Genomic DNA, 21,819 nt, shown 5'->3' with positions numbered 1-21,819 from the left:
CGGCACGCGATTAACTTCCTACAATGCCGCCCTGTTGCGTCGCGCGGCCGCCGGGCGGCGCCGCATCCGAAGAATTACCAACCACCCACGAAGGAACGTCATGGAACACACCCTGCCACCGCTGCCTTACCCCATCGACTCCCTGGCTCCGCACTACAGCCAGGAAACCCTGGAGTACCACCACGGCAAGCACCACAACGCCTACGTGGTGAACCTCAACAACCTCCAGAAGGGCACCGAATTCGAGAACATGCCCCTCGAGGAGATCATCAAGAAGTCCAGCGGCGGCATCTACAACAACGCGGCCCAGATCTGGAACCACACCTTCTTCTGGAACTGCATGACCCCGGGCGGCGGCGGCGAGCCTTCGGGCGCGCTGGCCGATGCCATCAACGCCAAGTGGGGCAGCTACGCCGCCTTCAAGGAAGCGTTCGTGAAGAGCGCCGTGGGCAACTTCGGCTCCGGCTGGACCTGGCTGGTCAAGAAGGCCGACGGCAGCGTCGACATCGTGAACACCGGCGCCGCCGGCACGCCGCTCACCACCGCCGACAAGGCGCTGCTGACGGTGGACGTCTGGGAACACGCCTACTACATCGACTACCGCAACCTGCGTCCGAAGTTCGTCGAGACCTTCCTCGACAAGCTGGTGAACTGGAAGTTCGCGGAAAGCAACTTCGCCGGCTGATCCGGCCCCTGCCCAGGGAATGCGACGAAAACGGCCCCGCGGGGCCGTTTTTCATGGGCGGTACGACTGACCGGGCCGCGGTCAGCGCTGTTTCGCGAACGGGATGCCCGAGAGCTTGAAGCCCGCCTTGATGCCGCGCTTGGCGAACCAGCCCTGGTTCATCTCCAGCACGAAGCGCACGGGCTTGTCCGAGCAGTGCGAATCCAGCGTCTGCGGCTTCATGTCCGCCAGGTTGACGATGGTGCCGTCGTCCGCCACGAAGGCCGCCGTGAGCGGCAGCAGCGTGTTCTTCATCCAGAAGCACTGCACGCCGGGCACCGGGAAGGCGAACAGCATGCCCTCATTGGAGGGCATCTCCTTGCGGTGCATGAGGCCGATTTCCCGCTCCTGCGGCGTCGCGGCCACCTGGGCGTCGATGCGGTGCATGCCCGCGCTCAGGTCGACGCGCTGCAGATCGAGCTGCGGACCCTGCTGGGCCCACGCGGCGCCGGCACAGGCGGTGGCGATGGCGGCCGCGGCCGCGAGGCGGCGGACATGGCGGGTGGTGCGTCGCAGCCGGTGCGAGGGGGGGGTGGTCATGGTGCGGAGGTCATCCATCGGAAGGGAAGGGATCGGCGAAAAGCCTACCAGCCAAAAGCAAAGCCCGCGTAAAGCGGGCTTCGGGAGGCTGGGGAACGCGGTCCGTGGCGGAGCGCATTCCCGTCATCGGCACGGGGCTCGCTTCAGGCAGCGGCCTTGGAGTGCTTCTTGGTCTTCTTGTGGGCGACCTTGTGCTTGGCGTTCTTGTGGGCCTTCTTGGCATGCGCCTTGGCCGCGGGAGCCGGCGTGTAGCTGTCGGCTGCCATGGGGGCGGACGTGGTGGCCGGGGCCTGGGCAGGCGCCTGGGCGAAGGCACCGGCGGTGAACAGGCCGGCGATCAGGACAGCGAGGAGTTTTTTCATATTGCCGTTTCCTTGGAAAGTTTCGGATGGGTTGGCGGGCCCCGCGTAGGCCCGCGAAGCCCTCACACAACGATACCGCAGGCCGGGGCGTTGACAGACGGGACCTACAAATTTTTCTCGCTAGAATCATTGCGTTTTGTGCCCCCGTGCACAGTCCGCCTTGCCCGGGCGCAGCCCCTGGCGCCATTCCACCGGAGATACCCGTTCCATGACCAGTTACCAGCACATCAAGGTCCCTGCCGAAGGCCAGAAGATCACCGTCAACGCCGACATGTCCCTGAGCGTGCCGGATCAGCCGATCATTCCCTACATCGAGGGCGACGGTACGGGCCTCGACATTACCCCGGTGATGCTGAAGGTGGTGGACGCAGCCGTGGCCAAGGCCTACGGCGGCAAGCGCAAGATCCACTGGATGGAGGTCTATGCCGGTGAGAAGTCCACCAAGGTGTACGGTCCCGACGTCTGGCTGCCGGAAGAAACCCTGCACGCCGTGCGCGATTACGTCGTCTCCATCAAGGGCCCGCTGACCACCCCCGTGGGCGGCGGCATCCGCTCCCTGAACGTGGCCCTGCGCCAGGAACTCGACCTCTACGTCTGCCTGCGCCCCATCCAGTACTTCAAGGGCGTCCCCTCGCCCGTGAAGGAACCCGAGAAGACCCACATGGTGATCTTCCGCGAGAACTCGGAAGACATCTACGCCGGCATCGAGTTCGAAGCCGAGTCCGAGAAGGCGAAGAAGCTCATCAAGATCCTGCAGGAAGATTTCGGCGTCAAGAAGATCCGCTTCCCCGAAACCTCCGGCATCGGCGTGAAGCCCGTGTCGCGCGAAGGCACGCAGCGCCTGGTGCGCAAGGCGATCCAGTACGCGATCGACAACGACAAGCCCAGCGTGACCATCGTGCACAAGGGCAACATCATGAAGTTCACGGAAGGCGGCTTCCGTGACTGGGCCTACGACCTGGCTGCCAAGGAATTCGGCGCCGAACTCATCGACGGCGGCCCGTGGATGAAGTTCAAGAACCCCAAGACCGGCAAGGAAATCACGGTCAAGGACAGCATCGCCGACGCGTTCCTGCAGCAGATCCTGCTGCGCCCCGCCGAGTACAGCGTGATCGCCACGCTGAACCTGAACGGCGACTACGTCTCCGACGCGCTGGCAGCCCAGGTGGGCGGCATCGGCATCGCCCCCGGCGCCAACCTGTCCGACTCCGTCGCGATGTTCGAAGCCACCCACGGCACGGCACCGAAGTACGCCGGCAAGGACTACGTGAACCCCGGTTCCGAAATCCTCTCCGCCGAAATGATGCTGCGCCACATGGGCTGGACCGAAGCCGCCGACATCATCATCAGCTCGATGGAAAAGTCCATCCTGAGCAAGAAGGTGACGTACGACTTCGCCCGCCTGATGGAAGGCGCGACGCAGGTGAGCTGCTCGGGCTTCGGCCAGGTGATGATCGACAACATGTAAGGTTGTCCCGCGGCGGCGTCGCTCGACGCCTCGCAGCCGAGCCCTTGACCTTCGCTGGAGGTCAGGGGCTTTCTTGCTTCTGGGCGCCCTGCAGCGTGCCCTCCGGGAAGCGCTCCTCGCTGACGCCCGGCGGGAGGGGCGGCACCCCGTGGCTCACCAGCGATGCCATCCCGTGCCGTGGGCGGGCAGCCACGCGCGCACCTGCGCTCGGGCGGGCGGCCTTTCGCGCCCTGGCTTATTTCACTTCGATCAGGTACAGACCCCAGGGAGAGAGCGTGAAGCGCTCGTTCACGGGCCTGCTCTTGAATTCAGGAATGTTGTCCGCGTCGTAGACCGCCCATTGCGGCCCCAGGCCACCGACGGACAGGGGCACGCCGTCCATACGCAGGGCGACGATCATGCCGTAGCGCGCCGCGTCGGCCGCGGTGAGGGTGGCGTTGTAGCCGTCCACGGCGCGCAGCACGAGGGTGGCTTTCCGGCCGGGCGCCAGCCCTTCGGAAGCGAGCACCTCGGTGATCAACGGGCCTTCGAGGGTGTGGCGGCGTCCGTCGTACTCCACCGTGGGCGAGATCGACACGGACCGCAGCCGCTGCAGCGCGCGGGCGTCGAAGGTGCGGGCCTGGTTGAATTGCACCCCCTGCTTGGCAGCCAGCAGGTCCGTCACCGGGTTCAATGGTCCTCGGTTGGCGCGTTCGATGGCACCGGAGACGGTGAGCAGCGTGGGCTGCGGGGTGTCCGGCGCGTGGGCCAGCGCTGCGCCGGCGGGCAGCATGCCGGCAAGACCGAGCTGGGTCAGGAATTGGCGTTTGTGCATCGTGCTGTCAGATCGTGGCCGAAGGGATGCAGAGCATGGCACCGAATCCGGGCCCGTGGCCGGCCGGCCGAAAGCGATGCGGCAATGCGCCGCATGCCGGGCCCTGCATTACACGGCCGCCCGGCGTGTGCTACGGCCATCGGGGCCGCTGCGCTTCAGCGGCCTTCGCGCCGCGCGGCCGCTGCGGCCATCTCCGCCAGGAAGGGGCCTCGCTGGGAGGAGGGCTCGGCGGGTTTTTCGATGAGGAACTGGTCGCGGTCCTTGCCGGCGATCCAGGCGGGCGGCTTGCCGCGGCCCGTCCAGGTGGCACCGGAGTTCGGATCGAGGTACTTGGCAGAAACCTGCTTCTTGGCGGGCTGCCAGGGGAAAACCTGCTGGGCGGTGAAGCCGAATTCGGCGATCCAGGCCTGGATCTGGGTGAGCGCCTGGGCGGCGGCCTGTTTCTTTTCGCGGGCGATCTTCTCGTCCAAGGCTGCCTGCTCGGCAAGCAGCATCTGCAAACTCTTCATACTGTCTTAGGGGCGCTAGAGGGGGTGGGAACCGGCGGATGATAGCGCCGCCGCCGTGCCCGCACCGGCGGTGCGCCACTTCCGGCGGTGGGGGTGACGGGATCGTGCAAGGCGCGCTCTGCGCCGCCGGGCACGGGCCGCCCCCCCACCGGCCCGGTCCGACGGACCCGTCAGGCGGGGCGCACGGCCTGGCGCGCGAGCAGCTTCCAGTCGCTGCCGCGCTTCTGCCAGACGCCCAGCACCTTGATCTGCACCTTCCCGGGCTTTCCGGAGTCGTTCGTGTCGGCCGTCAGCGTATGCCGCACCACGGCCACGCCGTCCACCACCTGGATCGACTGGTCGGTGATCACGATGGTCACGAAGTCCGACTTGCCGTTCATCAGGTCGCCGATGAAGCTGGCTTTCGTGTCCACGCGGCCGCCGGAGTGGCCGTAGCTCAGCTCGTCGGCCACCAGCTGGCCGAGCGCCTCGGGCGTCGGGTCGATCATGGCGATGCGCAGCCGTTCGGCGGCCAAGGCCACGGAAGGCCCGTCCTGGGCGGTGTCCGGGGCGGCGCGGGTTGCGCAGCCGGCGAGGGTGGCAGCGAGCAGCACTGCGGCTGCGGCGGTCGAGAGGCGTCGGAACATGGTGGAGTCTCCTGGGGTGTCGTTATGTGTGGTTTTTACTTTCCCGCCCGGCCTTGCCGTCACTGCGGCCCGAGCTTGTCGATGAGGGCCTTGAGCGCGTCCATTTCGCCGGCCTTCAGGTCGGTGAGCGGTGCGCGCACGGGGCCCGCGTCGTGGCCGACGATCTTCGCGCCGGCCTTCACGATGCTCACCGCATAGCCCGGCATGCGGTTGCGCAGCTCCAGGTAGGGCATGAAGAATTCGCGCAGCAGGCGGTGCTGCGTGGCCTGGTCGTCGTTGGCCACCGCGTGGTAGAAGTCCATTGCCGTCTTCGGGATGAAGTTGAACACCGCCGACGAGTACACCGGCGTACCCAGCGCCTTGTATGCGGCGGCATACACTTCGGCGGTGGGCAGGCCGCCCAGGTAGGCGAAGCGGTCGCCCATCTTCATGTAGATGGAGTTCATCAGCTCGATGTCGCCCACGCCGTCCTTGAAGCCCACGAGGTTGGCGTTGCGCTCGGCCAGGCGCGCGAGCGTCTCGGGCGTGAAGCGGCTCTGGCCGCGGTTGTAGACGATGACGCCGAACTTCACGCTTTGGCAGACGGCCTCGACGTGCGCCGCCAGGCCTTCCTGGCCGGCTTCGGTCAGGTAGTGCGGCAGCAGCAGGATGCCGTGGGCTCCGGCCTTTTCAGCGGCCTGGGCGCACTGGATGGCGAAGCGCGTGGGGCCGCCGGCGCCCGCGATGATCGGCACCTTTCCGCGGCAGGTCTGCACGGCGGTCTCGATGATGGCGGGGTATTCCTCCGCGGTGAGCGAGAAGAACTCGCCCGTGCCGCCGGCCGCGAAGAGGGCGCTCGCGCCGTAGGGCGCGAGCCATTCGAGGCGCTCGGCATAGCCGCGGGCGTTGAAGTTGCCGTCGCCGTCGAAGTCGGTCAGCGGGAAGGACAGCAGGCCGGAGCCCATGATGGTCTTGAGTTCTTGGGGTTGCATGGGGAAGCCCGAAAGTGGAAAAGGGTGAAACAGGAAGTGGTGGAGAGAAGGCCTGCCCCTCGTGAGGGCCGGCCCGGAAGGGGCATCAGTCGAGGCGGATCTGCGCGGCGGACACCACGCCGGCCCAGCGGGCGCGTTCCTTCTCGAAGAAACGGTCCTGCTCGGACGGCGTCATCGTGACCACTTCGGCGCCCTGGCCGGTCAGGCGCGAGCGGATCTCGGGGGTGCGGATGACGGAGATGAAGGCGCTGTTGATGCGCTGGACGATGGCTTCGGGCGTGCCGCGCGGCACCAGCACGCCCTGCCAGGTGCCGGATTCGAAACCGGGCACGCCCTGCTCGGCGATGGTGGGCACGTTGGGCAGCAGCGGCATGCGCGTGCCCTTGGAGAGGCCGAGCACCTTGAGCTTGCCGCTCTGCACATGGGGCAGGGTGGCCAGCATGCCGTTCATCAGCACCTGCGTCTGGCCGGCCATGGTGTCCTGGATGGCGGTCACGCCGCCCTTGTAGGGAACGTACTGCCAGCGGGCGCCGCTGGCGGCGGCCAGCGCCACACCGGCCAGGTGCGGCGCGCTGCCCGTGGCCGTCACGGCGAAGTTGAGGTCGGCCGTGCGCGAGAGCGCGATCAGCTCCTTCAGATTGTTCGCGGGCACCGAGGGATGCACCACCAGCATGTGCGGCGAATAAGCCAGCATGGTGGTGCCGCGCAGATCCTTCGAGGGGTCGAAGGGCAGCTTCGTATAGACGGACGGGCTGATCGCCAGCGCACCCACGTCGCACAGCAGCAGGGTGTAGCCGTCCGGCGCGGCCTTGGCCACGAAGTCGGCACCCAGGTTGCCGTTGGCGCCGGGCTTGTTCTCCACCACCACCGGCTGCTTGAGCACTTCGGACAGCGGCTGGCTGATGGCCCGGGCGATGATGTCCGAGCTGCCGCCCGGCGGGTAGGGCACCACGAGGCGCAGCGGCTTCACGGGCCAGGCAGGGGGCGGCGGCGGGGTCTGCGCTCCGGCGGAGGCGCACGCGAGGGCGAGGGCGCCTGCGGAAAGCAGGGCGCGGCGATGGATGGGCATGGTCTCTGTCTCCTGGTTATGTTGTACGTCATCATACAACTTGATCCATTCAAAAGACAAGGGTTTGCCGGAATCGGCGCAGTTCAGGCCGAGGAGGTGGTGTGCGGCGATGCGGCCTGCTGCCTCGCGGCCTCCTGGGCGAGGCGCAGCCGCTCGCGGCTGTTGGTGAGGTGGATGCGCATGGCAGCGCGGGCCGAATCCGGGTCCTGGCGCGCGATGGCCGAGTAGATCTCTTCGTGCTCCCGGTGCACCCGGCCGAGGTAGTCGTCGCTGCGCTGCACGCGCAGCGCGGCGATGCGCGTGCGCGGGATCAGCGTGGTGCCCAGGTGGTTCATGATGTCCGCGAAGTACGGATTGCCGGTGGCCTCGGCGATTTGCAGGTGGAAGCGGAAATCGTGCGCCACGGTGTCGCCGCCGCTGCGGATGTTGTGCTCGAAATCGCGCAGCGCCTCGGCCATGCACTGCAGATGCGCCTCCGTGCGGCGCATGGCGGCCAGGCCGGCGGATTCGGTCTCCAGGCTGATGCGCAGCTCCAGCACGGCGAGCACGTCGGCGGAGGTGCCCAACTCGGACGGATCGAGGCGGAACACGCCCCCGGCACGCGGCGGCAGCACGAAGGTGCCGATGCCGTGGCGGGTCTCGACGAGTCCGGCGGCCTGGAGCTTGGAGAGCGCTTCGCGCACCACGGTGCGGCTCACGTCGTGCGCCCGCATGATCTCGGATTCGGTCGGCAGCTTGTCGCCGGGCGTCAGCAGGCGGTCGCGGATCCTGCCGGAGAAGTCCTCGACGACCGCATTGGCCAGCCCCCGCACGCGGCGCACCGGCGGAGCGGCCAGGGCGTTGCGGTCTGTGGAAGCGGAGGATGCGGGTAATCCCTTTGTCGAGGTAGCCATGGGCATGATCATAATCCCGTCGCGTTGTACGACAACATATGACAAATACCCACGCAAGGAACACCATGAGCCAGTCTCCCCGTTTCCACCGCCTGCTGCTCACCGGCGCGGCCGGAGGGCTCGGAAAAGTGCTGCGGGAGCGGGTCCGCCCGTTCGCGGAAATCATCCGCCTGTCCGACATTGCGAACCTCGCCCCCGCACAAGATGCCTCCGAAGAGGTCGTGCCCTGCGACCTGGCCGACAAGGCCGCGGTCGATGCGCTGGTCGCCGGTTGCGATGCGATCGTGCACCTGGGCGGCGTCTCGGTGGAGCGGCCTTTCGAGGAAGTGCTCGAGGCCAACATCAAGGGCGTCTTCCACATCTACGAGGGCGCGCGGCGGCATGGCGCGCGCCGCGTGGTGTTTGCCAGTTCCAACCACGTGATCGGCTTCTACAAGCAGACCGAACACATCGACGCGCTGGCCCCGCGCCGGCCCGACGGCTACTACGGCCTCTCCAAGTCCTTCGGGGAGGACATGGCCAGCTTCTACTACGACCGCTACGGGATCGAGACGGTGAGCCTGCGCATCGGCTCGTCGTTCCCCGAGCCGCGCGACCGCCGCATGATGAGCAGCTGGCTGAGCTACGACGACCTGACGCAGTTGGTGGAGAAGTCGCTGTTCACGCCGAACGTCGGCCATACGGTGGCCTACGGCGCATCGGCCAACCGCGATCTGTGGTGGGACAACCATGCGGCGGCCCACCTGGGCTATGCGCCGAAGGACAGTTCCGAGCCTTTCCGCGCCAAGGTGGAGGCACAGCCCGCGCCCGCGCCGGATGATCCGGCGGCCGTGTACCAGGGCGGGGCGTTCACGGCCCAGGGGCCGTTCGAGGGATGAGCGGCATGGCGGCAGCAACTTCCTCGTCGTCGGCCGAGCTCGTGCTCGATGCGCGTTGCGCCACCGGCGAGAGCCCGGTGTGGCGCGCCGCGGAAGAGTCGCTCTACTGGACCGACATTCCCGCGGCCGTGCTGCACCGCTGGTCCGCCCGCACGGGAGCGCGCTCGCAGTGGAGCGCGCCCGAGATGGTGGCCTGCATGGCCGCGTGGGCGGGGAAGCCGGGCCGCTGGATCGCCGGCATGGAGAGCGGCCTGTTCGCGCTCGATCTCCCTGACGGACCGGATCGGCCGGAGACCGGCGGCGCGCTGTCGGCCCGGTGCCTGGCTGGCGTGCCGCACGCCGCCGCCGGCATGCGCTTCAACGATGGGCGGTGCGACCGGCAGGGCCGCTTCATCGCCGGCACGATGCTGCTCGACATGGCCGCTGCCGCGCCGGTGGGCGCGGTCTACCGGTTCGGGCGCCATGAACTCGCCGCCGGACGCGCGGAAGACCTGGGCCTGGGCCCGCTCATCGTGCCCAACGGCATCGCGTTCAGCCCGGACGGCCGCACCATGTACCTCTCGGATTCGCATCCCCAGGTGCAGAAGATCTGGGCCTTCGATTACGACACCGACACCGGCACGCCGCACCGGCGCCGCCTGTTCGTGGACATGGCGCCGCTGCCGGGCCGCCCCGACGGCGCGGCCGTGGACGTGGACGGCGGCTACTGGATCTGCGGCAACGACGCCGGACTGGTGCACCGCTTCAGGCCGGACGGCCGGCTGGACCGCTCGCTCGCGGTGCCCGTCAGGAAGCCCGCCATGTGCGCCTTCGGCGGGCCGCGGCTGGACACGCTCTTCGTCACTTCCATCCGCCCGGGCGGCGGCGCGGACCTGTCCGACCAGCCACTGGCCGGCGGCGTGTTCGCGCTGCACCCCGGCACACAGGGCCTTCCCGAGCCCGAATTCGACCCCGGCGCCCATTGAAGCGGCGACAGACCGCAGCCTCCGGCGCCGACGCCTTTTCCCTTCCGACACGATCCATCCGAGGTAGACACACATGCGATTCATCCGGACCACCCTGGCTGCCGTGGCAGCCTGCTGCGCGGCCCTCGCCGCCCACGCGACGGAGTTCCGCTCCGCCGACATCCATCCCGACGACTACCCCACCGTCACGGCGGTGAAGTTCATGGGCGAGCGCCTCAAGGAGCTCTCGGGCGGCAAACACACCATCCGCGTGTACAGCAGCGGCGCCCTGGGCAACGAGAAGGACGCGATCGAGCAGGCCAAGATCGGCGCGCTGCAGATGGTGCGCATCAACATCGGCGCGATGAACAACATCTGCCCCGAGACCGTGGTGCCGACCATGCCGTTCCTGTTCCGCTCGGTGGACCACCTGCACAAGGTGCTGGACGGCTCCGTGGGCGAGGAGATCCTCAAGGCCTGCGAGCGCCAGGGCTTCGTCGGCCTGGCCTACTACGACAGCGGCGCGCGCTCCATGTTCACCGCCAAGAAGCCGGTGCGTAAGTTCGAGGACATGAAGGGCATGAAGGTGCGCGTGCAGCAGTCGGACCTGTGGGTGTCGATGCTGGAAGCCATGGGCGCCAACGCCACCCCGATGCCGATGGGCGAGGTGTACACGGGCCTCAAGACCGGCCTGATCGACGCCGCCGAGAACAACTACCCCACCTACGAAAGCTCGCGATCCTTCGAGGTCGCCAAGTACTACACCAAGACCGAGCATTCGATGGCCCCGGAGATGCTGCTCTTCTCCAAGCGCGCCTGGGACCGCCTCTCCCCGCAGGAGCAGGGCTGGATCCGCCAGGCCGCGAAGGAGTCGGTGCCGTACATGCGCAAGCAATGGGCCGAGCGCGAGGTGAAGTCCCTCGCCACCGTGAAGGCCGGCGGCGCCGAGATCATCGAGATCGACAAGGCCCCGTTCCAGGCCGCGATGAAGCCCGTCTACGACAAGTTCATCACCGATGCCAAGCTCAAGGACCTCGTGAAGCGCGTGCAGGACACGCAGTAACGCCACTCCCTCCCCGTGCCCTTCCCGGCACGGGGTTTTTTTTGCCCTGAAGCCTTCCCGCCGAGCGCCCGGCCGCATGCCGCCGCGTGCCCCGGCGGCCTTTTTCCCCTCCCTTCGACATGTACACCCAAATCTGCCGCACGCTCGCCCGCGTCTGCATGTGGCTGGGCATCCTCGGGCTCGTGGCGGTGATCTGCGCCGTGAGCTGGCAGGTGTTCGGCCGCTACGTCCTCAACAACACGCCCACCTGGGCGGAGAGCCTGGCCCTGCTGCTGGTGCTCTACGTGACCATGTTCGGCGTGGCCGTGGGCGTGCGCGACGCCGGCCACATCGGCCTCGAATCGTTCCTGGTGCTGGCGCCCGACGGGCTGCGCCTGAAGATGGAATACCTGATCCACGCGCTGATCCTGGTGTTCGGCGCCGCCATGGCCTGGAATTGCGCCTCGCTCGCGCAGTCGGTGTGGGAATACCGCCTGCCCACGCTCTTCATCTCCGAAGGCTGGAAGTACGTGCCCGCCAGCATCGCGGGCGTGCTCATCGTGCTGTTTTCCATCGAACACATCATCGCGCTCGCCCAGGGCCGCGAAGTCGAACCCGCCTGGGGCTGATCCATGACCGTGCCACTCCTGATCCTGTGCGTGTCGTTCACGCTCTTCCTGCTGCTGGGCGTTCCGGTGGCGTTCTCCATCGGCCTCTCGGCCCTGGCCACCCTGGCCTACGAGGGCCTGCCGCTCGAGGTGGGCTTCCAGCAGATGACCTCCGGCATGGGGATCTTCTCGTTCCTCGCGATCCCGTTCTTCATCTTCGCGGGGGAGCTGATGCTCTACGGCGGCATCGCGGATCGCATCGTGAACTTCGCGCGGGCCCTGGTGGGCCACGTGCGCGGCGGCCTGGGCATGTCGAACGTGGTGGCCTGCACGCTGTTCGGCGGCGTCTCGGGCTCGCCGGTGGCCGACGTGTCCGCCATGGGCGCGGTGATGATCCCGATGATGAAGAAGGAGGGCTACCACGCCGACTACGCCGTGAACGTGACCACGCACGCGGCACTCGTCGGCGCGCTGATGCCCACCAGCCACAACCTGATCATCTATTCGCTGGCGGCGGGCGGCAAGGTGTCGATCGCGGCGCTGATCCTGGCCGCGCTGGTGCCGGCCCTGGTGCTCACGATCAGCAACCTCGCCGCGGCCTATCTCGTGGCCGTGAAGCGCGGCTACCCGAAGGGCACGTTCCCCGGCTGGCACATCGTGGCGCGGTCGTTCGCGGCGGCGCTGCCGGGCCTCTTCATCGTGGTGCTGATCCTGGGAGGCATCCTGTCGGGCATCTTCACGGCGACCGAATCGGCGGCGGTGGCCGTGCTGTACGCGCTGGCGCTCACCATCTTCCTCTACCGCACGTTGAAGTGGGAGCACTTCATCAAGGCGGCCTCCAAGGCGGTGCGCACCACGGGCGTGATCCTGCTGCTGATCGGCATCTCCAGCACCTTCGGCTACCTCATCAGCCTCTACGGCGTGGCCGAGCTGACGGGGCAGATGCTGTCGCAGGTGACGAGCACGCCCTGGGTGATCTTCCTGCTCATCAACATCATCCTGTTCGTGCTGGGCACCTTCCTGGACATGGCCGCCACGATCCTGCTGTGCACGCCGATCTTCCTGCCGATCGCGCAGCACTACGGCATGAGCTCGGTGCAGTTCGGCATCGTGATGCTCATCAACTGCGCGCTGGGCCTGAACACGCCGCCGGTGGGCACCACGCAGTTCGTCGGCTGCGCGATCGGCGGGGTGTCGGTGGGCACGGTGATGCGCACCATCTGGCCGTTCTACGGCGCGCTGATCTTCGCGCTCGCGCTGGTGACCTTCGTGCCCTCGTTCTCGACGTGGCTGCCCAGCATGTTCATGGCGGTGCGCTGAGGCGCTGCCCAGCCTTTGTCTGAACCCTGTGCCGAACGGACACTCCATGACCATGCCCCTGACCATCCGCATGCACGAGGCCGACAACGTGGCCATCGTGGCCAACGACGGCGGCCTGCCCGCCGGCACCGCGCTGCCCGGCGGGCCCACGCTCGCCGAGCACGTGCCCCAGGCCCACAAGGTCGCCCTCGCGGACATTCCCGAGGGCGCGGCCGTGGTGCGCTACAACGTGCCGATCGGCTACGCCATCCGCGCCATTCCCGCCGGCAGCTGGGTGCACGAGAAGCTGCTGCACATGCCCGAGGCGCGATCGCTCGAAGGCCTGCCGATCGCCACGGTGAAGCCGCCGGCCCTGCCGCCGCTCACCGGCTACACCTTCGAGGGCTACCGCAACGCCGACGGCTCCGTGGGAACGCGCAACATCCTCGCCATCACCGAGACCGTGCAGTGCGTGGCCGGCGTGACGGAGTTCGCCGTGCAGCGCATCAAGGCGGAGCTGCTGCCGAAGTACCCGCAGGTCGATGACGTGGTGGCCCTGGCCCACACCTACGGCTGCGGCGTGGCCATCGACGCGCCCGACGCCGTGATCCCCATCCGCACGCTGCGCAACATCAGCCTGAACCCGAACTTCGGCGGGGAGGTGATGGTCGTCAGCCTGGGCTGCGAGAAGCTGCAGCCCGAGCGCCTGCTGCCGCCCGGCGCGATTCCCCTGGTGGACGAGCGCACGCTGCAGGAGGCGCCGCTCGACGTGGTCTGCCTGCAGGACGAGGCCCACGTGGGCTTCATGTCGATGGTCGAGTCGGTGATGCGCCAGGCCGAGAAGCACCTGGAGCGCCTGAACCGCCGCCGCCGCGAAACCGTGCCCGCCAGCGAACTGGTGGTGGGGGTGCAGTGCGGCGGCAGCGATGCCTTCAGCGGCGTGACCGCCAACCCCGCGGTGGGCTTCTGCACCGACCTGCTGGTGCGCGCGGGCGCGACGGTGATGTTCTCCGAAGTGACCGAGGTGCGCGACGGCATCGATCAGCTCACCGCCCGCGCAGCCACGCCCGACGTGGCGGCGGCCATGGTGCGCGAGATGGCCTGGTACGACGCCTACCTGAGCCAGGGCCGGGTGGACCGCAGCGCCAACACCACCCCGGGCAACAAGAAGGGCGGCCTCTCCAACATCGTCGAGAAGGCCATGGGCTCGATCGTCAAGAGCGGCAGCGCACCCATCAGCGGCGTGGTGGCGCCCGGCGAGAAGGCCCGGCAAAAGGGTCTGCTGTACGCCGCCACGCCTGCCAGCGATTTCATCTGCGGCACGCTGCAGGTCGCGGCGGGGATGAACCTGCACGTGTTCACCACCGGCCGCGGCACGCCCTATGGCCTGGCCGAGGTGCCGGTGATCAAGGTGGCCACCCGCAGCGACCTCGCGCGGCGCTGGCACGACCTGATGGACGTGAATGCCGGGCGCATCGCCGACGGCGACGCCACCATCGAGTCGCTGGGCTGGGAGATGTTCCACCTGATGCTCGACGTGGCCAGCGGCCGCAAGAAGACCTGGGCCGAGCACTGGAAGCTGGCCAACGCACTGGTGCTGTTCAACCCGGCACCGGTGACCTGAGATTCATTACAAAGGAGACAGACAGCCATGCAACGCAGAACCTTCGCCCTGGGCGCGATCGCCATGGGCACCGCAGCCGGCCTCGCCACACTGCCGGCCTTCGCCCAGGGCACGTGGCCCACGGGCAAGACCATCACCTACCTGGTGCCGTTCGCGGCCGGCGGCACGACCGATACGCTGGGCCGGCTGATCAGCCAGCAGCTGGGCACGGCCCTCGGCACCACGGTCGTCGTCGACAACAAGGGCGGGGCAGGGGGCAGCGTCGGCTCCGAGATCGCCGCGCGCGCGGCGCCGGACGGCTACACGCTGCTCGGCGGCACCATCAGCTCGCACGCGATCAACGTGAGCCTGTACCCCAAGCTCGGCTACGACCCCGTGAAATCCTTCGCGCCGGTCACGCTCATCGGCACCAACCCCGTCGTGCTCGTGGTGGCCGCCAGCAGCCCCTACAAAACGCTGCAGGACGTGCTGGCCGCGGCCAAGGCCAAGTCCGGGGGGCTCTCTTCGGCATCCGCCGGCACCGGCACCTCGCAGCACCTGGCGCTGGAACTGCTGGCCTACAAGTCGGGCGCGAAGTTCACCCACGTGCCCTACAAGGGCAGCGGCCCCGCGATCCAGGACGTGATCGGCGGCCAGGTGGACATGATGTTCGACACCACCGTCGTCGCCGCGCCGCACATCCAGAGCGGCAAGCTGCGCGCCATCGCCGTGACCTCCGCACAGCGCCTGGCCTCGATGCCCGACGTGCCCACGGTGGCCGAATCGGGCGTGGCCAGCTTGAAGGACTTCGAGGTGGTGTCCTGGCAGGCGATCTTCGTGCCGGCCGGCACGCCCGCGCCCGTCGTCACCCGCCTGCACGACGAGATCCGCAAGATCCTGGCGCAGCCCGACATGCAGACCAAGCTCAAGGGCTTCGGCATGGAGCCGGCCGACCTGACCACCGCCCAGATCGCAGCCTTCCAGAAGGCCGAGGTCGAGAAATGGGCGCAGGTCATCAAGGCGGCGAACGTCAAGGTCGATTGACGGGCCGGGGCCGGCGGTGCTCTCGGGCGTCGCCGGCCGCCGGCGGTCCCACTTCAGAGGAACTGCGCGCGCAGCCCCACCATGACGCGGCGCCCGGCGGCGGGCTCGAAGAAGCGCCCGTTGCCGTCGTTCACGATCAGCGATCCCACGTAGCGGCGGTCGAACAGGTTGTCGAGCCGCGCCCAGGCCTGCCACCGCACCGTGCCGCCCGACTTCCAGCCGTAGCCCGCGCGCAGGCCCGCCACCGCGTAGCCGGGGGCGGATTCGGTGTTGGTATCGTTGGCATAGGCCTTGGCGGAAAGGTCCACGGCCGCCCCCACGGTCCAGGCAGCGTTGGGTGCATAGTCCAGCGAGAGCCGCGCCACGTGCCGCGCCGTGCCCGGCAGGCGGTTGCCTTCCGGCACCGCCGTACCGCCCGCGCCCGTGTAGGCACTGCCGAAGAAGGCGTCCAGGTAGGTATAGGCCGCGCGCGGCGTGAACGCCCCGGCGCTCGCGCTCCAGGACAGCTCCATGCCGCGGCGGCGCACCGAATCGGCGTTCTGGTACACGGTGCGGCCATTCACCGTGGCGGCCGGCACGATCTCGCCGCGCGTGCGCGCGTCGAACCAGGCGGCTTCCACGCGGTGGACGGCGCCCTGCCATTTGGCTCCGACCTCGAACTGCCGGCTGCGCGCCGCCTCCAGCCCGTAGTTGGGACCGCTGTTGGTGCGGCTGTAGGCCATCTCGGCGAGCGTCGGCGTCTCCAGCCCGCCGCCGGCATTGGCATACAGGTTCAGCTGGTCGGACACCGCCCAGACCAGGCCGGCGGCCGGGCTGGTGCGATGCCAGCTGCGGCTGCCGCTGTCGTCCGGGTTCGCGGCGCTGGCGGGAAAGCGGTCGTCCACCGACAGCCGCACGCGGGTGGCGCGCAGGCCGGCGATGGCGCGCACCGTGGGGGCGATCCAGGCGTCCGCCTGCGCGAACAGATCGGTGTTGCCGGCGCGGTCCTGCTCGTCGCGGCGCAGCGCGCCGGGCGTGCCTGCGTCGTTGACGAAGCCCCGCCGGTGTTCCGAGAGACGGTCCGCATCCATGCCGACCGTCCAGGACCAGGGCAGCCCGGCGGAGGTGCGGTCGCTGTGCGTCCAGGCGACGCCCACGCCGTAGTAGTCCCGATCCAGGTCCACCACGCCGCCCGCGCCGTTGGCCGCGCTGCCCGTGAAGGACAGCGTCTGGAACAGACTGCGCGTGCCGCCATACACCCGGGCGCGCACGCTGTCGCGGGCCGTGACCGCGTGCTCCACCACCACGCCGAGCTGGTTCTGCCGCACGGTCTTGCGGGTATCGAAGGCGTCGGCGACGGAAGGTGCCTGGCGCGGGTCGGCGCGCCACTGCGCACGTGTGAGGCCGAGCGGGTCCTGCGCCAGCGGCTGGTCGAACAGGTTCACGAGCACCGTGACGCGCGTGTCGCTCGCGGGCCGCGCCACCAGCTTGGCATTCAGGTGCGTGCGGCGCGCCGCGCTGTGGTCGCGCCAGCCATCGGTTTCGAAACGCGATACGTCCACCAGCCCGCCCAGCGTCCTGTCGCCGAAATCCAGCGACGCTTCGGCCAGCCGCTGGCCGAACGATCCCGCCGCCACGGAGGCGGAGGCGCCACCGCCTTCGCGCGGCTCCCGCGTGGTCACCTGCAGCACGCCGCCGGCCGCATTGCCGTACTGCTGCGCGAGCGGGCCGCGCAGGATGTCGACCCGCGCGGCCGAGGCCAGCTGGGCCGTGGCCGCCTGGCCCTGTCCGTCGGGCATCGTCGCCGGAATGCCGTCCACCAGGATGCGCACGCCACGCACGCCGAACGTGGAGCGCGATCCGAACCCGCGGATCGCGATCTGCAGATCCTGTGCATAGTTCTGCCGCTCCGACACCACGACGCCCGCCTGGCCGGCCAGCAGCTCCGACAGGTTCACGAGGGGCGTGGCGGCGGTGAACGGGTCCACCGGGATGGCGGTCTGGCTCGCGGCGGCGTCGAACCGGCGCTGGGCCTCGGCCTGGCCGCCCGACACTTCCACCGTGGGCAGCGTGGGCGCGGCGGCCTGCGCGGAGGCCGCCAGCGGAATGCCGGCCCACACGGCGCAGCCGGCCACGGCAAGCCACCACGGCGTCCCGAGGGACGCCGCGGCAGCGGTGGATCGGCTCGGGAAGGGGGGCTGGGGGGATAGCAGGGGCATGCGCCGCATGCCGGTCAGCTGCGCGCCGCGGCGGCCGGGGCCTGGCCCACCACGCTGCTGGGCTGCGCGGGCTCGATCACGCCGCACAGCACGCGGCCACCGGAATTGCCGGCGGGATTCGATCGGTAGTCGTCTTCCTTCTCGTGCACGACGAGCGCGCGGCCCATCACCGACGCCTTGCCGGGCGTCAGCGTGACGTTGGAGTTCACGTAGCGCACGGTGCCGCGGCCATCGGCGCCCACGTTGATGTTGGGCAGCTCGCCCGCGTGGGCCCGGTCGGCCGGCGCACCCGGCTGGCCGTGCTGGTGCGACATGCCGGGGTCGAAGTGGCCGCCGGCCGCGCCGAACGGCACGGTCTTGCCGGTGGCGGCATCCGGCCCGGGCGCGCACTGGCCGTTGGCGTGGATGTGGAAGCCGTGCAGCCCCGTGGCCAGGCCCTGCACCTGGGCGACGATCTCGACGCCGGTGGGGGTTTCGGTCAGCACGGCCGTGCCGGCGGGCTTGCCGTCCGCGGTCATCAGGCGGGCGGACGCGGTGGCGCGCTCCGGGCCCGGCACCGGCGTTTTCGCGGCGCTGGCCGCTTCGGTGGCATGGGGCGCGGGCGTGCCGCCGCCCGGGGTGCCGCAGCCCGCCAGGGCGAGCAGGACGCCGAGCGCGGCGAATGGAGCAGCCTTGCGCAGGCCCGAACGGGACGAGGCAGGCGCGGCGGACGAGAGGGCGTGAGAGGAATGCATGATCGGCACGGCGCTATGGCAGGACGGGGAAAGGGGCCCGCAGGTCGGCGGGAGCTTTCCCGCAGCATGCAGCCGAAACCCGACAGTCGGCGTAGGACAACGGCGGCGTCTGACCTTTCCGTCGCCCGGCCGCAACGTCCCGCCGCCAGCGTACCGCGCGGACTGCCCCTCCTGCCGTCAGGCCGACGGCTTGCGCACCATGCGCACGATGCTGGAGAAATCCAGCCCGCCATGGCCTGCCAGGCTGTGGGCCGCATACAGGCTGCGTGCCAGCCCGCCCAGCGGGGTCGCCGCCCGGACGGCGGTGGCGTTTTCCTGGGCCAGGCCCAGGTCCTTGAGCATCAGGTCGGTGCCGAATCCGCCCGCGTAGTCCTTGCTGGCCGGCGACTGCGGCATCACGCCGGGCCAGGGGTTGTACTTCTCCAGCGCCCAGTTGCCGCCCGAACTGCGCCGCATGATCTCCGAGAGCACGGCGGGATCGAGGCCATTGGCCACGCCGAGGGCGAGCGCCTCGCTGGTGCCGGCCATCAGGATGCCCAGGAGCATGTTGTTGCAGATCTTCGCCGTCTGGCCGGCACCCACCGTGCCGGCATGGAAGATGTTGGCGCCCATCTTCTCCAGCACCGGGCGGGCACGCTCCAGGTCGGCCGGCTCGGCCCCGACCATGAACGTCAGCGTGCCGGCGACCGCGCCGCCGGTGCCGCCCGACACGGGCGCATCGATGAACGCGACGCCCTGCGCCCGCGCCGCGTCGGCCACCTTGCGCGACGTGGCCGCGGCGATGGTCGAGCAGTCGATCGCCAGCGTGCCCGCAGGCAGCTGGGACAGCAGGCCGGGCTGGCCGTCACGGCCGAGGTAGAGCGCTTCCACGTGCGGGCTCGCGGGCAGCATGCTGATCACCACCTCCACGCCCGCCACGCAGGCGCCCGCGTCGCTGGCCACCCGCACGCCGTCCGCGGCGATCTTTTCGCAGGCGGGACGGGACAGGTCGAAGGCGGCGACCTCGTGGCCGGCCTTGTGCAGGTTCAGGGCCATGGGGCCGCCCATGTTGCCGAGTCCGATGAATGCGATCTTCATGTGCTTGTCTCCTGGGGTGGTGTGATGGGGAAATGTCCTGTGTCTGGAGGGCGCCGCGCCGTTCGTGCGTGTCGGCGTCAGATCGCCCACTGAGCGTCTGGAGGCGGCTTAATCATCTGCCTCGAAAATGCTGTGCCGCTTGCGGGGCGATACCGGTTCAGCTCCGCGGTGCGGAGGACCTTCGCCCGTTGCAGGCTTCGCGCGTGCAACGGCTGCGGAGGCCCGGACCGCCGGCCGCCTGCGCCGCGGCGTGGCCTTCGCACGCGGGTTGTAGGCCACGGCTTCGTCCAGCCAGGATGCCCACTGCGCGCCACGCGCGAAGCCCTGGGGCTCGATCCAGAAATAGCCCTGCATGCCGCCGCCCGGCGACAGTTCGCGTGTGTTCGGCATCTCCTGGAACGCGCCGTGGCGCTCGGGTGGCAGGCGCACCAGCATCTCGCCGTTCTTCACGCCGATGCAGAGCTTGCCGTGAACGAAAAACGCCCAGCAGCCGAACAGCGTGCGCTCCTCCAGCGCCGAGGCGCCGCAGCGCTGCACCAGCGCATCGCGCGCGGCATTGATGAGGTGCAGTGTCTCGTCGGAGAGGGGGCGCGCGGGCATCTAGACGCACTCCATGGGCCGGTGCGGAGGCGCAGGCAGCCGGACCTGCACCGCATCGCCGCCGGCCACCTCGCCACCCGCCAGGACGATGCCCATCACCCCCGTCTTGCGGACCACATTGCCGGATGCGTCCTTGTCCAGCATGGCCGCCATCAGGCCGCGCTGGAAGCGGTCCATCTGGATGCAGGGGTTGCGCAGGCCGGTCAGCTCGACCACCGCGCCATGCGCGAAATGCAGCTGCGTTCCCCGGGGCAGGGCGATCAGGTCGCTCCACGACAGCCCGGGGGCGGACTGCAGCGTGATGTTCTCCCCGAGTTCGCCGGCCGCCACGACGAATTCCTGCTCCAGCAGGTGGTCCAGCAGCGAAGCGGCGATGAGGTGCACCTGCCGCAGGTTGGGCAGATCCGGGTGGGCCTTCGCGCGCGAGCGGTGCTGCACCGTGCGGCCGTGGTGGGCATCGCCCGCCACGCCCAGGCCCGCCTCCAGCAGGATCGACGGCACCGTCTCCTTGGAGAACTGGTGTTCGGCATCGCGATGGACGGCCAGGACGGTGGTGTGCAGAGCTGTGGGGACCATGGGTGCAGGAATCGGAAGGGGCTCAGCGGATGGCGTCCGGCGCGTCGCCGTCGAGCATGCGCCGGGCGATGATGACGCGCATGATCTCGTTCGTGCCTTCCAGGATCTGGTGCACGCGCGCATCGCGCAGCAGGCGCTCCAGCGGGTATTCGCGGATGTAGCCGTAGCCGCCGTGCAATTGCAGCGCCTCGTTCACCACCTGGAAGCCCGCGTCGGTGGCGAAGCGCTTGGCCATGGCGCAGTAGGTGGAGGCATCGCGCGCGCCGGCATCCAGCTTGGACGCGGCCAGCCGCACCATCTGGCGCGCGGCCACCAGCTCCGTCGCCATGTCGGCCAGCTTGAACTGCAGCGCCTGGAAGCTGGCGATGGCTTTGCCGAACTGCTTGCGGTCCTGCATGTACTGTTGCGCAGCGCCGAGCGCGCCCTGCGCCGCGCCCACCGAGCAGGTGGCGATGTTGATGCGCCCGCCGTCCAGGCCCTTCATGGCGATCTTGAAGCCTTCGCCTTCGGAGCCCAGCAGGTGGTCCGCGGGAATGCGCACGTTGTCGAAGCTGATGGTGCGCGTGGGCTGGCTGTTCCAGCCCATCTTCTCTTCCTTTTTGCCGTACTGGATGCCCGGTGCATCGGCCGGCACCACGAACGCGCTGATGCCGCCCGCGCCGGAGCCGGGCGCACCCGTGCGCGCCATGAGCACCAGCACGTCGGTGCTTCCGGCGCCGCTGATGAAGGCCTTGGCGCCGTTGATCAGGTATTCGTTTCCGACGAGTTCGGCGCGTGTCTTGAGCGACGCCGCATCCGATCCCGCGCCCGGCTCCGTCAGGCAGTAGCTGGCGAGTTTTTCGCCGCTCGTGAGCAGCGGGCCCCAGTGGTCCCGCACCGCATCGGTGGCCCAGGTGCCGAGCATCCAGGTCGCCATGTTGTGGATGGTGATGAAGGCGGTGGTCGAGGGATCGACGGCCGCCATTTCCTCGAACACCAGCGTGGCGTCCAGCCGGGGCAGGGCGAGGCCGCCCGCGCTCTCCGGCGCGTAGAGTCCGCAGAAGCCCAGCGCCCCCGCCTTGGCGATCGCTTCGCGCGGGAAGATGCCTTCCGCATCCCACTGCGCGGCGTGGGGGGCCAGCTCGGCCCGGGCGAATTCCCGGGCGGTATCGGCAAAGGCGCGTTGCTCTTCGGTCAGCTCGAAATCCATGGTGCGTGTCTCGTTCCTGCTCGTCGTTCTTGTCGTGTCTTCGTTCTGGTG

The 21,819-nt window shown here is 69.2% G+C and carries 23 protein-coding genes; 9 read left to right on the top strand and 14 right to left on the bottom strand.

Annotated features, from left to right (window positions below; all coding sequences use genetic code 11):
* Positions 1-100 precede the first annotated feature (100 nt).
* The gene (locus Q9R47_RS05030; protein ID WP_311232111.1) at positions 101-685 is read left to right on the top strand and encodes a Fe-Mn family superoxide dismutase; all 585 of its coding nucleotides are present in this window, start codon (positions 101-103) and stop codon (positions 683-685) included.
* An 81-nt stretch (positions 686-766) separates the two neighbouring features.
* Here Q9R47_RS05030 and Q9R47_RS05025 read toward each other — a convergent pair whose 3' ends face one another.
* Positions 767-1,264, bottom strand: coding sequence for a DUF192 domain-containing protein (locus tag Q9R47_RS05025; protein WP_311232110.1), 498 nt, complete (start codon positions 1,262-1,264; stop codon positions 767-769).
* Between the two features lie 143 nt (positions 1,265-1,407).
* On the bottom strand, positions 1,408-1,626 hold the full coding sequence (locus Q9R47_RS05020; protein ID WP_311232109.1) for a hypothetical protein: 219 nt from the start codon (positions 1,624-1,626) through the stop codon (positions 1,408-1,410).
* Positions 1,627-1,834: 208 nt separating this feature from the next.
* Between Q9R47_RS05020 and icd the strand changes: the two genes are divergently transcribed.
* Complete coding sequence (icd, locus tag Q9R47_RS05015; RefSeq protein ID WP_311232108.1) at positions 1,835-3,094, top strand: NADP-dependent isocitrate dehydrogenase; 1,260 nt, start codon at positions 1,835-1,837, stop codon at positions 3,092-3,094.
* Between the two features lie 235 nt (positions 3,095-3,329).
* Here the strand turns inward: icd and Q9R47_RS05010 are convergent, their stop codons facing one another.
* From Q9R47_RS05010 to Q9R47_RS04985, 6 genes are all read right to left on the bottom strand, one after another.
* Positions 3,330-3,908, bottom strand: a complete 579-nt coding sequence (locus Q9R47_RS05010; protein ID WP_311232107.1) for a molybdopterin-dependent oxidoreductase — start codon at positions 3,906-3,908, stop codon at positions 3,330-3,332.
* 155 nt (positions 3,909-4,063) lie between these two features.
* Positions 4,064-4,417, bottom strand: coding sequence for an H-NS histone family protein (locus Q9R47_RS05005; RefSeq protein ID WP_311232106.1), 354 nt, complete (start codon positions 4,415-4,417; stop codon positions 4,064-4,066).
* A 170-nt stretch (positions 4,418-4,587) separates the two neighbouring features.
* On the bottom strand, positions 4,588-5,043 hold the full coding sequence (locus Q9R47_RS05000; RefSeq protein ID WP_160018299.1) for a nuclear transport factor 2 family protein: 456 nt from the start codon (positions 5,041-5,043) through the stop codon (positions 4,588-4,590).
* A gap of 59 nt (positions 5,044-5,102) precedes the next feature.
* Positions 5,103-6,014 carry a 5-dehydro-4-deoxyglucarate dehydratase gene (gene kdgD / locus Q9R47_RS04995; RefSeq protein ID WP_311232105.1) on the bottom strand — a complete coding sequence of 304 codons (912 nt, stop codon included), beginning with the start codon at positions 6,012-6,014 and terminating at the stop codon, positions 5,103-5,105.
* Positions 6,015-6,099: 85 nt separating this feature from the next.
* Complete coding sequence (locus tag Q9R47_RS04990; RefSeq protein ID WP_311232104.1) at positions 6,100-7,083, bottom strand: tripartite tricarboxylate transporter substrate binding protein; 984 nt, start codon at positions 7,081-7,083, stop codon at positions 6,100-6,102.
* A gap of 83 nt (positions 7,084-7,166) precedes the next feature.
* The gene (locus tag Q9R47_RS04985) at positions 7,167-7,976 is read right to left on the bottom strand and encodes a FadR/GntR family transcriptional regulator (protein WP_311232103.1); all 810 of its coding nucleotides are present in this window, start codon (positions 7,974-7,976) and stop codon (positions 7,167-7,169) included.
* 65 nt (positions 7,977-8,041) lie between these two features.
* On the opposite strand from Q9R47_RS04985, the gene Q9R47_RS04980 reads away from it, so the two are divergent.
* The 7 genes from Q9R47_RS04980 to Q9R47_RS04950 all read left to right on the top strand — a co-directional run bounded on the left by Q9R47_RS04980 (position 8,042) and on the right by Q9R47_RS04950 (position 15,394).
* Positions 8,042-8,854: an NAD(P)-dependent oxidoreductase gene (locus tag Q9R47_RS04980; RefSeq protein ID WP_311232102.1), complete on the top strand. Its 813-nt coding sequence runs from the start codon at positions 8,042-8,044 to the stop codon at positions 8,852-8,854.
* A gap of 5 nt (positions 8,855-8,859) precedes the next feature.
* Positions 8,860-9,819, top strand: coding sequence for an SMP-30/gluconolactonase/LRE family protein (locus Q9R47_RS04975; protein ID WP_311232101.1), 960 nt, complete (start codon positions 8,860-8,862; stop codon positions 9,817-9,819).
* Between the two features lie 73 nt (positions 9,820-9,892).
* Entirely contained in the window at positions 9,893-10,861 is a 969-nt protein-coding gene (locus Q9R47_RS04970) for a TRAP transporter substrate-binding protein (protein ID WP_311232100.1), read from the top strand.
* A gap of 119 nt (positions 10,862-10,980) precedes the next feature.
* Positions 10,981-11,469 (top strand): TRAP transporter small permease, encoded by a 489-nt coding sequence (locus tag Q9R47_RS04965; protein WP_311232099.1) that lies wholly within the window; start codon positions 10,981-10,983, stop codon positions 11,467-11,469.
* Positions 11,470-11,472: 3 nt separating this feature from the next.
* Positions 11,473-12,768, top strand: coding sequence for a TRAP transporter large permease (locus Q9R47_RS04960; RefSeq protein ID WP_311232098.1), 1,296 nt, complete (start codon positions 11,473-11,475; stop codon positions 12,766-12,768).
* Between the two features lie 46 nt (positions 12,769-12,814).
* Positions 12,815-14,371 (top strand): galactarate dehydratase, encoded by a 1,557-nt coding sequence (gene garD, locus Q9R47_RS04955; RefSeq protein WP_311232097.1) that lies wholly within the window; start codon positions 12,815-12,817, stop codon positions 14,369-14,371.
* Between the two features lie 27 nt (positions 14,372-14,398).
* Entirely contained in the window at positions 14,399-15,394 is a 996-nt protein-coding gene (locus Q9R47_RS04950) for a tripartite tricarboxylate transporter substrate binding protein (protein WP_311232096.1), read from the top strand.
* A 53-nt stretch (positions 15,395-15,447) separates the two neighbouring features.
* On the opposite strand, the gene Q9R47_RS04945 is transcribed toward Q9R47_RS04950, so the two are convergent.
* From Q9R47_RS04945 to Q9R47_RS04920, 6 genes are all read right to left on the bottom strand, one after another.
* A complete protein-coding gene (locus tag Q9R47_RS04945; RefSeq protein ID WP_404977095.1) occupies positions 15,448-17,601 on the bottom strand; it encodes a TonB-dependent receptor family protein in 2,154 nt (717 codons plus the stop codon).
* 5 nt (positions 17,602-17,606) lie between these two features.
* The gene (locus Q9R47_RS04940) at positions 17,607-18,326 is read right to left on the bottom strand and encodes a superoxide dismutase family protein (protein WP_311232094.1); all 720 of its coding nucleotides are present in this window, start codon (positions 18,324-18,326) and stop codon (positions 17,607-17,609) included.
* A gap of 177 nt (positions 18,327-18,503) precedes the next feature.
* Complete coding sequence (gene mmsB / locus Q9R47_RS04935; RefSeq protein WP_311232093.1) at positions 18,504-19,403, bottom strand: 3-hydroxyisobutyrate dehydrogenase; 900 nt, start codon at positions 19,401-19,403, stop codon at positions 18,504-18,506.
* A gap of 108 nt (positions 19,404-19,511) precedes the next feature.
* A complete protein-coding gene (locus Q9R47_RS04930) occupies positions 19,512-20,003 on the bottom strand; it encodes a TfoX/Sxy family protein (protein WP_311232092.1) in 492 nt (163 codons plus the stop codon).
* Positions 20,004-20,579, bottom strand: a complete 576-nt coding sequence (locus Q9R47_RS04925; protein ID WP_311232091.1) for an MOSC domain-containing protein — start codon at positions 20,577-20,579, stop codon at positions 20,004-20,006.
* 22 nt (positions 20,580-20,601) lie between these two features.
* Positions 20,602-21,768 (bottom strand): acyl-CoA dehydrogenase family protein, encoded by a 1,167-nt coding sequence (locus Q9R47_RS04920; protein ID WP_311232090.1) that lies wholly within the window; start codon positions 21,766-21,768, stop codon positions 20,602-20,604.
* Between the last annotated feature and the right edge of the window lie 51 nt (positions 21,769-21,819).

The sequence above is a fragment of the Acidovorax sp. PRC11 genome (genome assembly GCF_031844105.1).
Classification (GTDB): Bacteria; Pseudomonadota; Gammaproteobacteria; order Burkholderiales; family Burkholderiaceae_C; genus Paracidovorax.
The sequence above is the reverse complement of the archived record's forward strand: the minus strand, read 5'-3'. Positions and strand labels throughout refer to the sequence as shown.

Excerpts from the sequence above, each read along its gene's own strand:
- garD (WP_311232097.1), top strand. The coding sequence starts at position 12,815 with ATGACCATGCCCCTGACCATCCGCATGCACGAGGCCGACAACGTGGCC.
- Q9R47_RS04970 (WP_311232100.1), top strand. The coding sequence starts at position 9,893 with ATGCGATTCATCCGGACCACCCTGGCTGCCGTGGCAGCCTGCTGCGCG.
- Q9R47_RS04925 (WP_311232091.1), bottom strand. The coding sequence starts at position 20,579 with ATGGTCCCCACAGCTCTGCACACCACCGTCCTGGCCGTCCATCGCGAT.
- icd (WP_311232108.1), top strand. The coding sequence starts at position 1,835 with ATGACCAGTTACCAGCACATCAAGGTCCCTGCCGAAGGCCAGAAGATC.
- Q9R47_RS05005 (WP_311232106.1), bottom strand. The coding sequence starts at position 4,417 with ATGAAGAGTTTGCAGATGCTGCTTGCCGAGCAGGCAGCCTTGGACGAG.
- Q9R47_RS04985 (WP_311232103.1), bottom strand. The coding sequence starts at position 7,976 with ATGGCTACCTCGACAAAGGGATTACCCGCATCCTCCGCTTCCACAGAC.
- mmsB (WP_311232093.1), bottom strand. The coding sequence starts at position 19,403 with ATGAAGATCGCATTCATCGGACTCGGCAACATGGGCGGCCCCATGGCC.
- Q9R47_RS04965 (WP_311232099.1), top strand. The coding sequence starts at position 10,981 with ATGTACACCCAAATCTGCCGCACGCTCGCCCGCGTCTGCATGTGGCTG.
- kdgD (WP_311232105.1), bottom strand. The coding sequence starts at position 6,014 with ATGCAACCCCAAGAACTCAAGACCATCATGGGCTCCGGCCTGCTGTCC.
- Q9R47_RS05020 (WP_311232109.1), bottom strand. The coding sequence starts at position 1,626 with ATGAAAAAACTCCTCGCTGTCCTGATCGCCGGCCTGTTCACCGCCGGT.
- Q9R47_RS05010 (WP_311232107.1), bottom strand. The coding sequence starts at position 3,908 with ATGCACAAACGCCAATTCCTGACCCAGCTCGGTCTTGCCGGCATGCTG.
- Q9R47_RS04930 (WP_311232092.1), bottom strand. The coding sequence starts at position 20,003 with ATGCCCGCGCGCCCCCTCTCCGACGAGACACTGCACCTCATCAATGCC.
- Q9R47_RS05025 (WP_311232110.1), bottom strand. The coding sequence starts at position 1,264 with ATGACCACCCCCCCCTCGCACCGGCTGCGACGCACCACCCGCCATGTC.
- Q9R47_RS04980 (WP_311232102.1), top strand. The coding sequence starts at position 8,042 with ATGAGCCAGTCTCCCCGTTTCCACCGCCTGCTGCTCACCGGCGCGGCC.
- Q9R47_RS05030 (WP_311232111.1), top strand. The coding sequence starts at position 101 with ATGGAACACACCCTGCCACCGCTGCCTTACCCCATCGACTCCCTGGCT.
- Q9R47_RS04940 (WP_311232094.1), bottom strand. The coding sequence starts at position 18,326 with ATGCATTCCTCTCACGCCCTCTCGTCCGCCGCGCCTGCCTCGTCCCGT.
- Q9R47_RS05000 (WP_160018299.1), bottom strand. The coding sequence starts at position 5,043 with ATGTTCCGACGCCTCTCGACCGCCGCAGCCGCAGTGCTGCTCGCTGCC.
- Q9R47_RS04945 (WP_404977095.1), bottom strand. The coding sequence starts at position 17,601 with ATGCGGCGCATGCCCCTGCTATCCCCCCAGCCCCCCTTCCCGAGCCGA.
- Q9R47_RS04960 (WP_311232098.1), top strand. The coding sequence starts at position 11,473 with ATGACCGTGCCACTCCTGATCCTGTGCGTGTCGTTCACGCTCTTCCTG.
- Q9R47_RS04950 (WP_311232096.1), top strand. The coding sequence starts at position 14,399 with ATGCAACGCAGAACCTTCGCCCTGGGCGCGATCGCCATGGGCACCGCA.
- Q9R47_RS04920 (WP_311232090.1), bottom strand. The coding sequence starts at position 21,768 with ATGGATTTCGAGCTGACCGAAGAGCAACGCGCCTTTGCCGATACCGCC.
- Q9R47_RS04990 (WP_311232104.1), bottom strand. The coding sequence starts at position 7,083 with ATGCCCATCCATCGCCGCGCCCTGCTTTCCGCAGGCGCCCTCGCCCTC.
- Q9R47_RS04975 (WP_311232101.1), top strand. The coding sequence starts at position 8,860 with ATGGCGGCAGCAACTTCCTCGTCGTCGGCCGAGCTCGTGCTCGATGCG.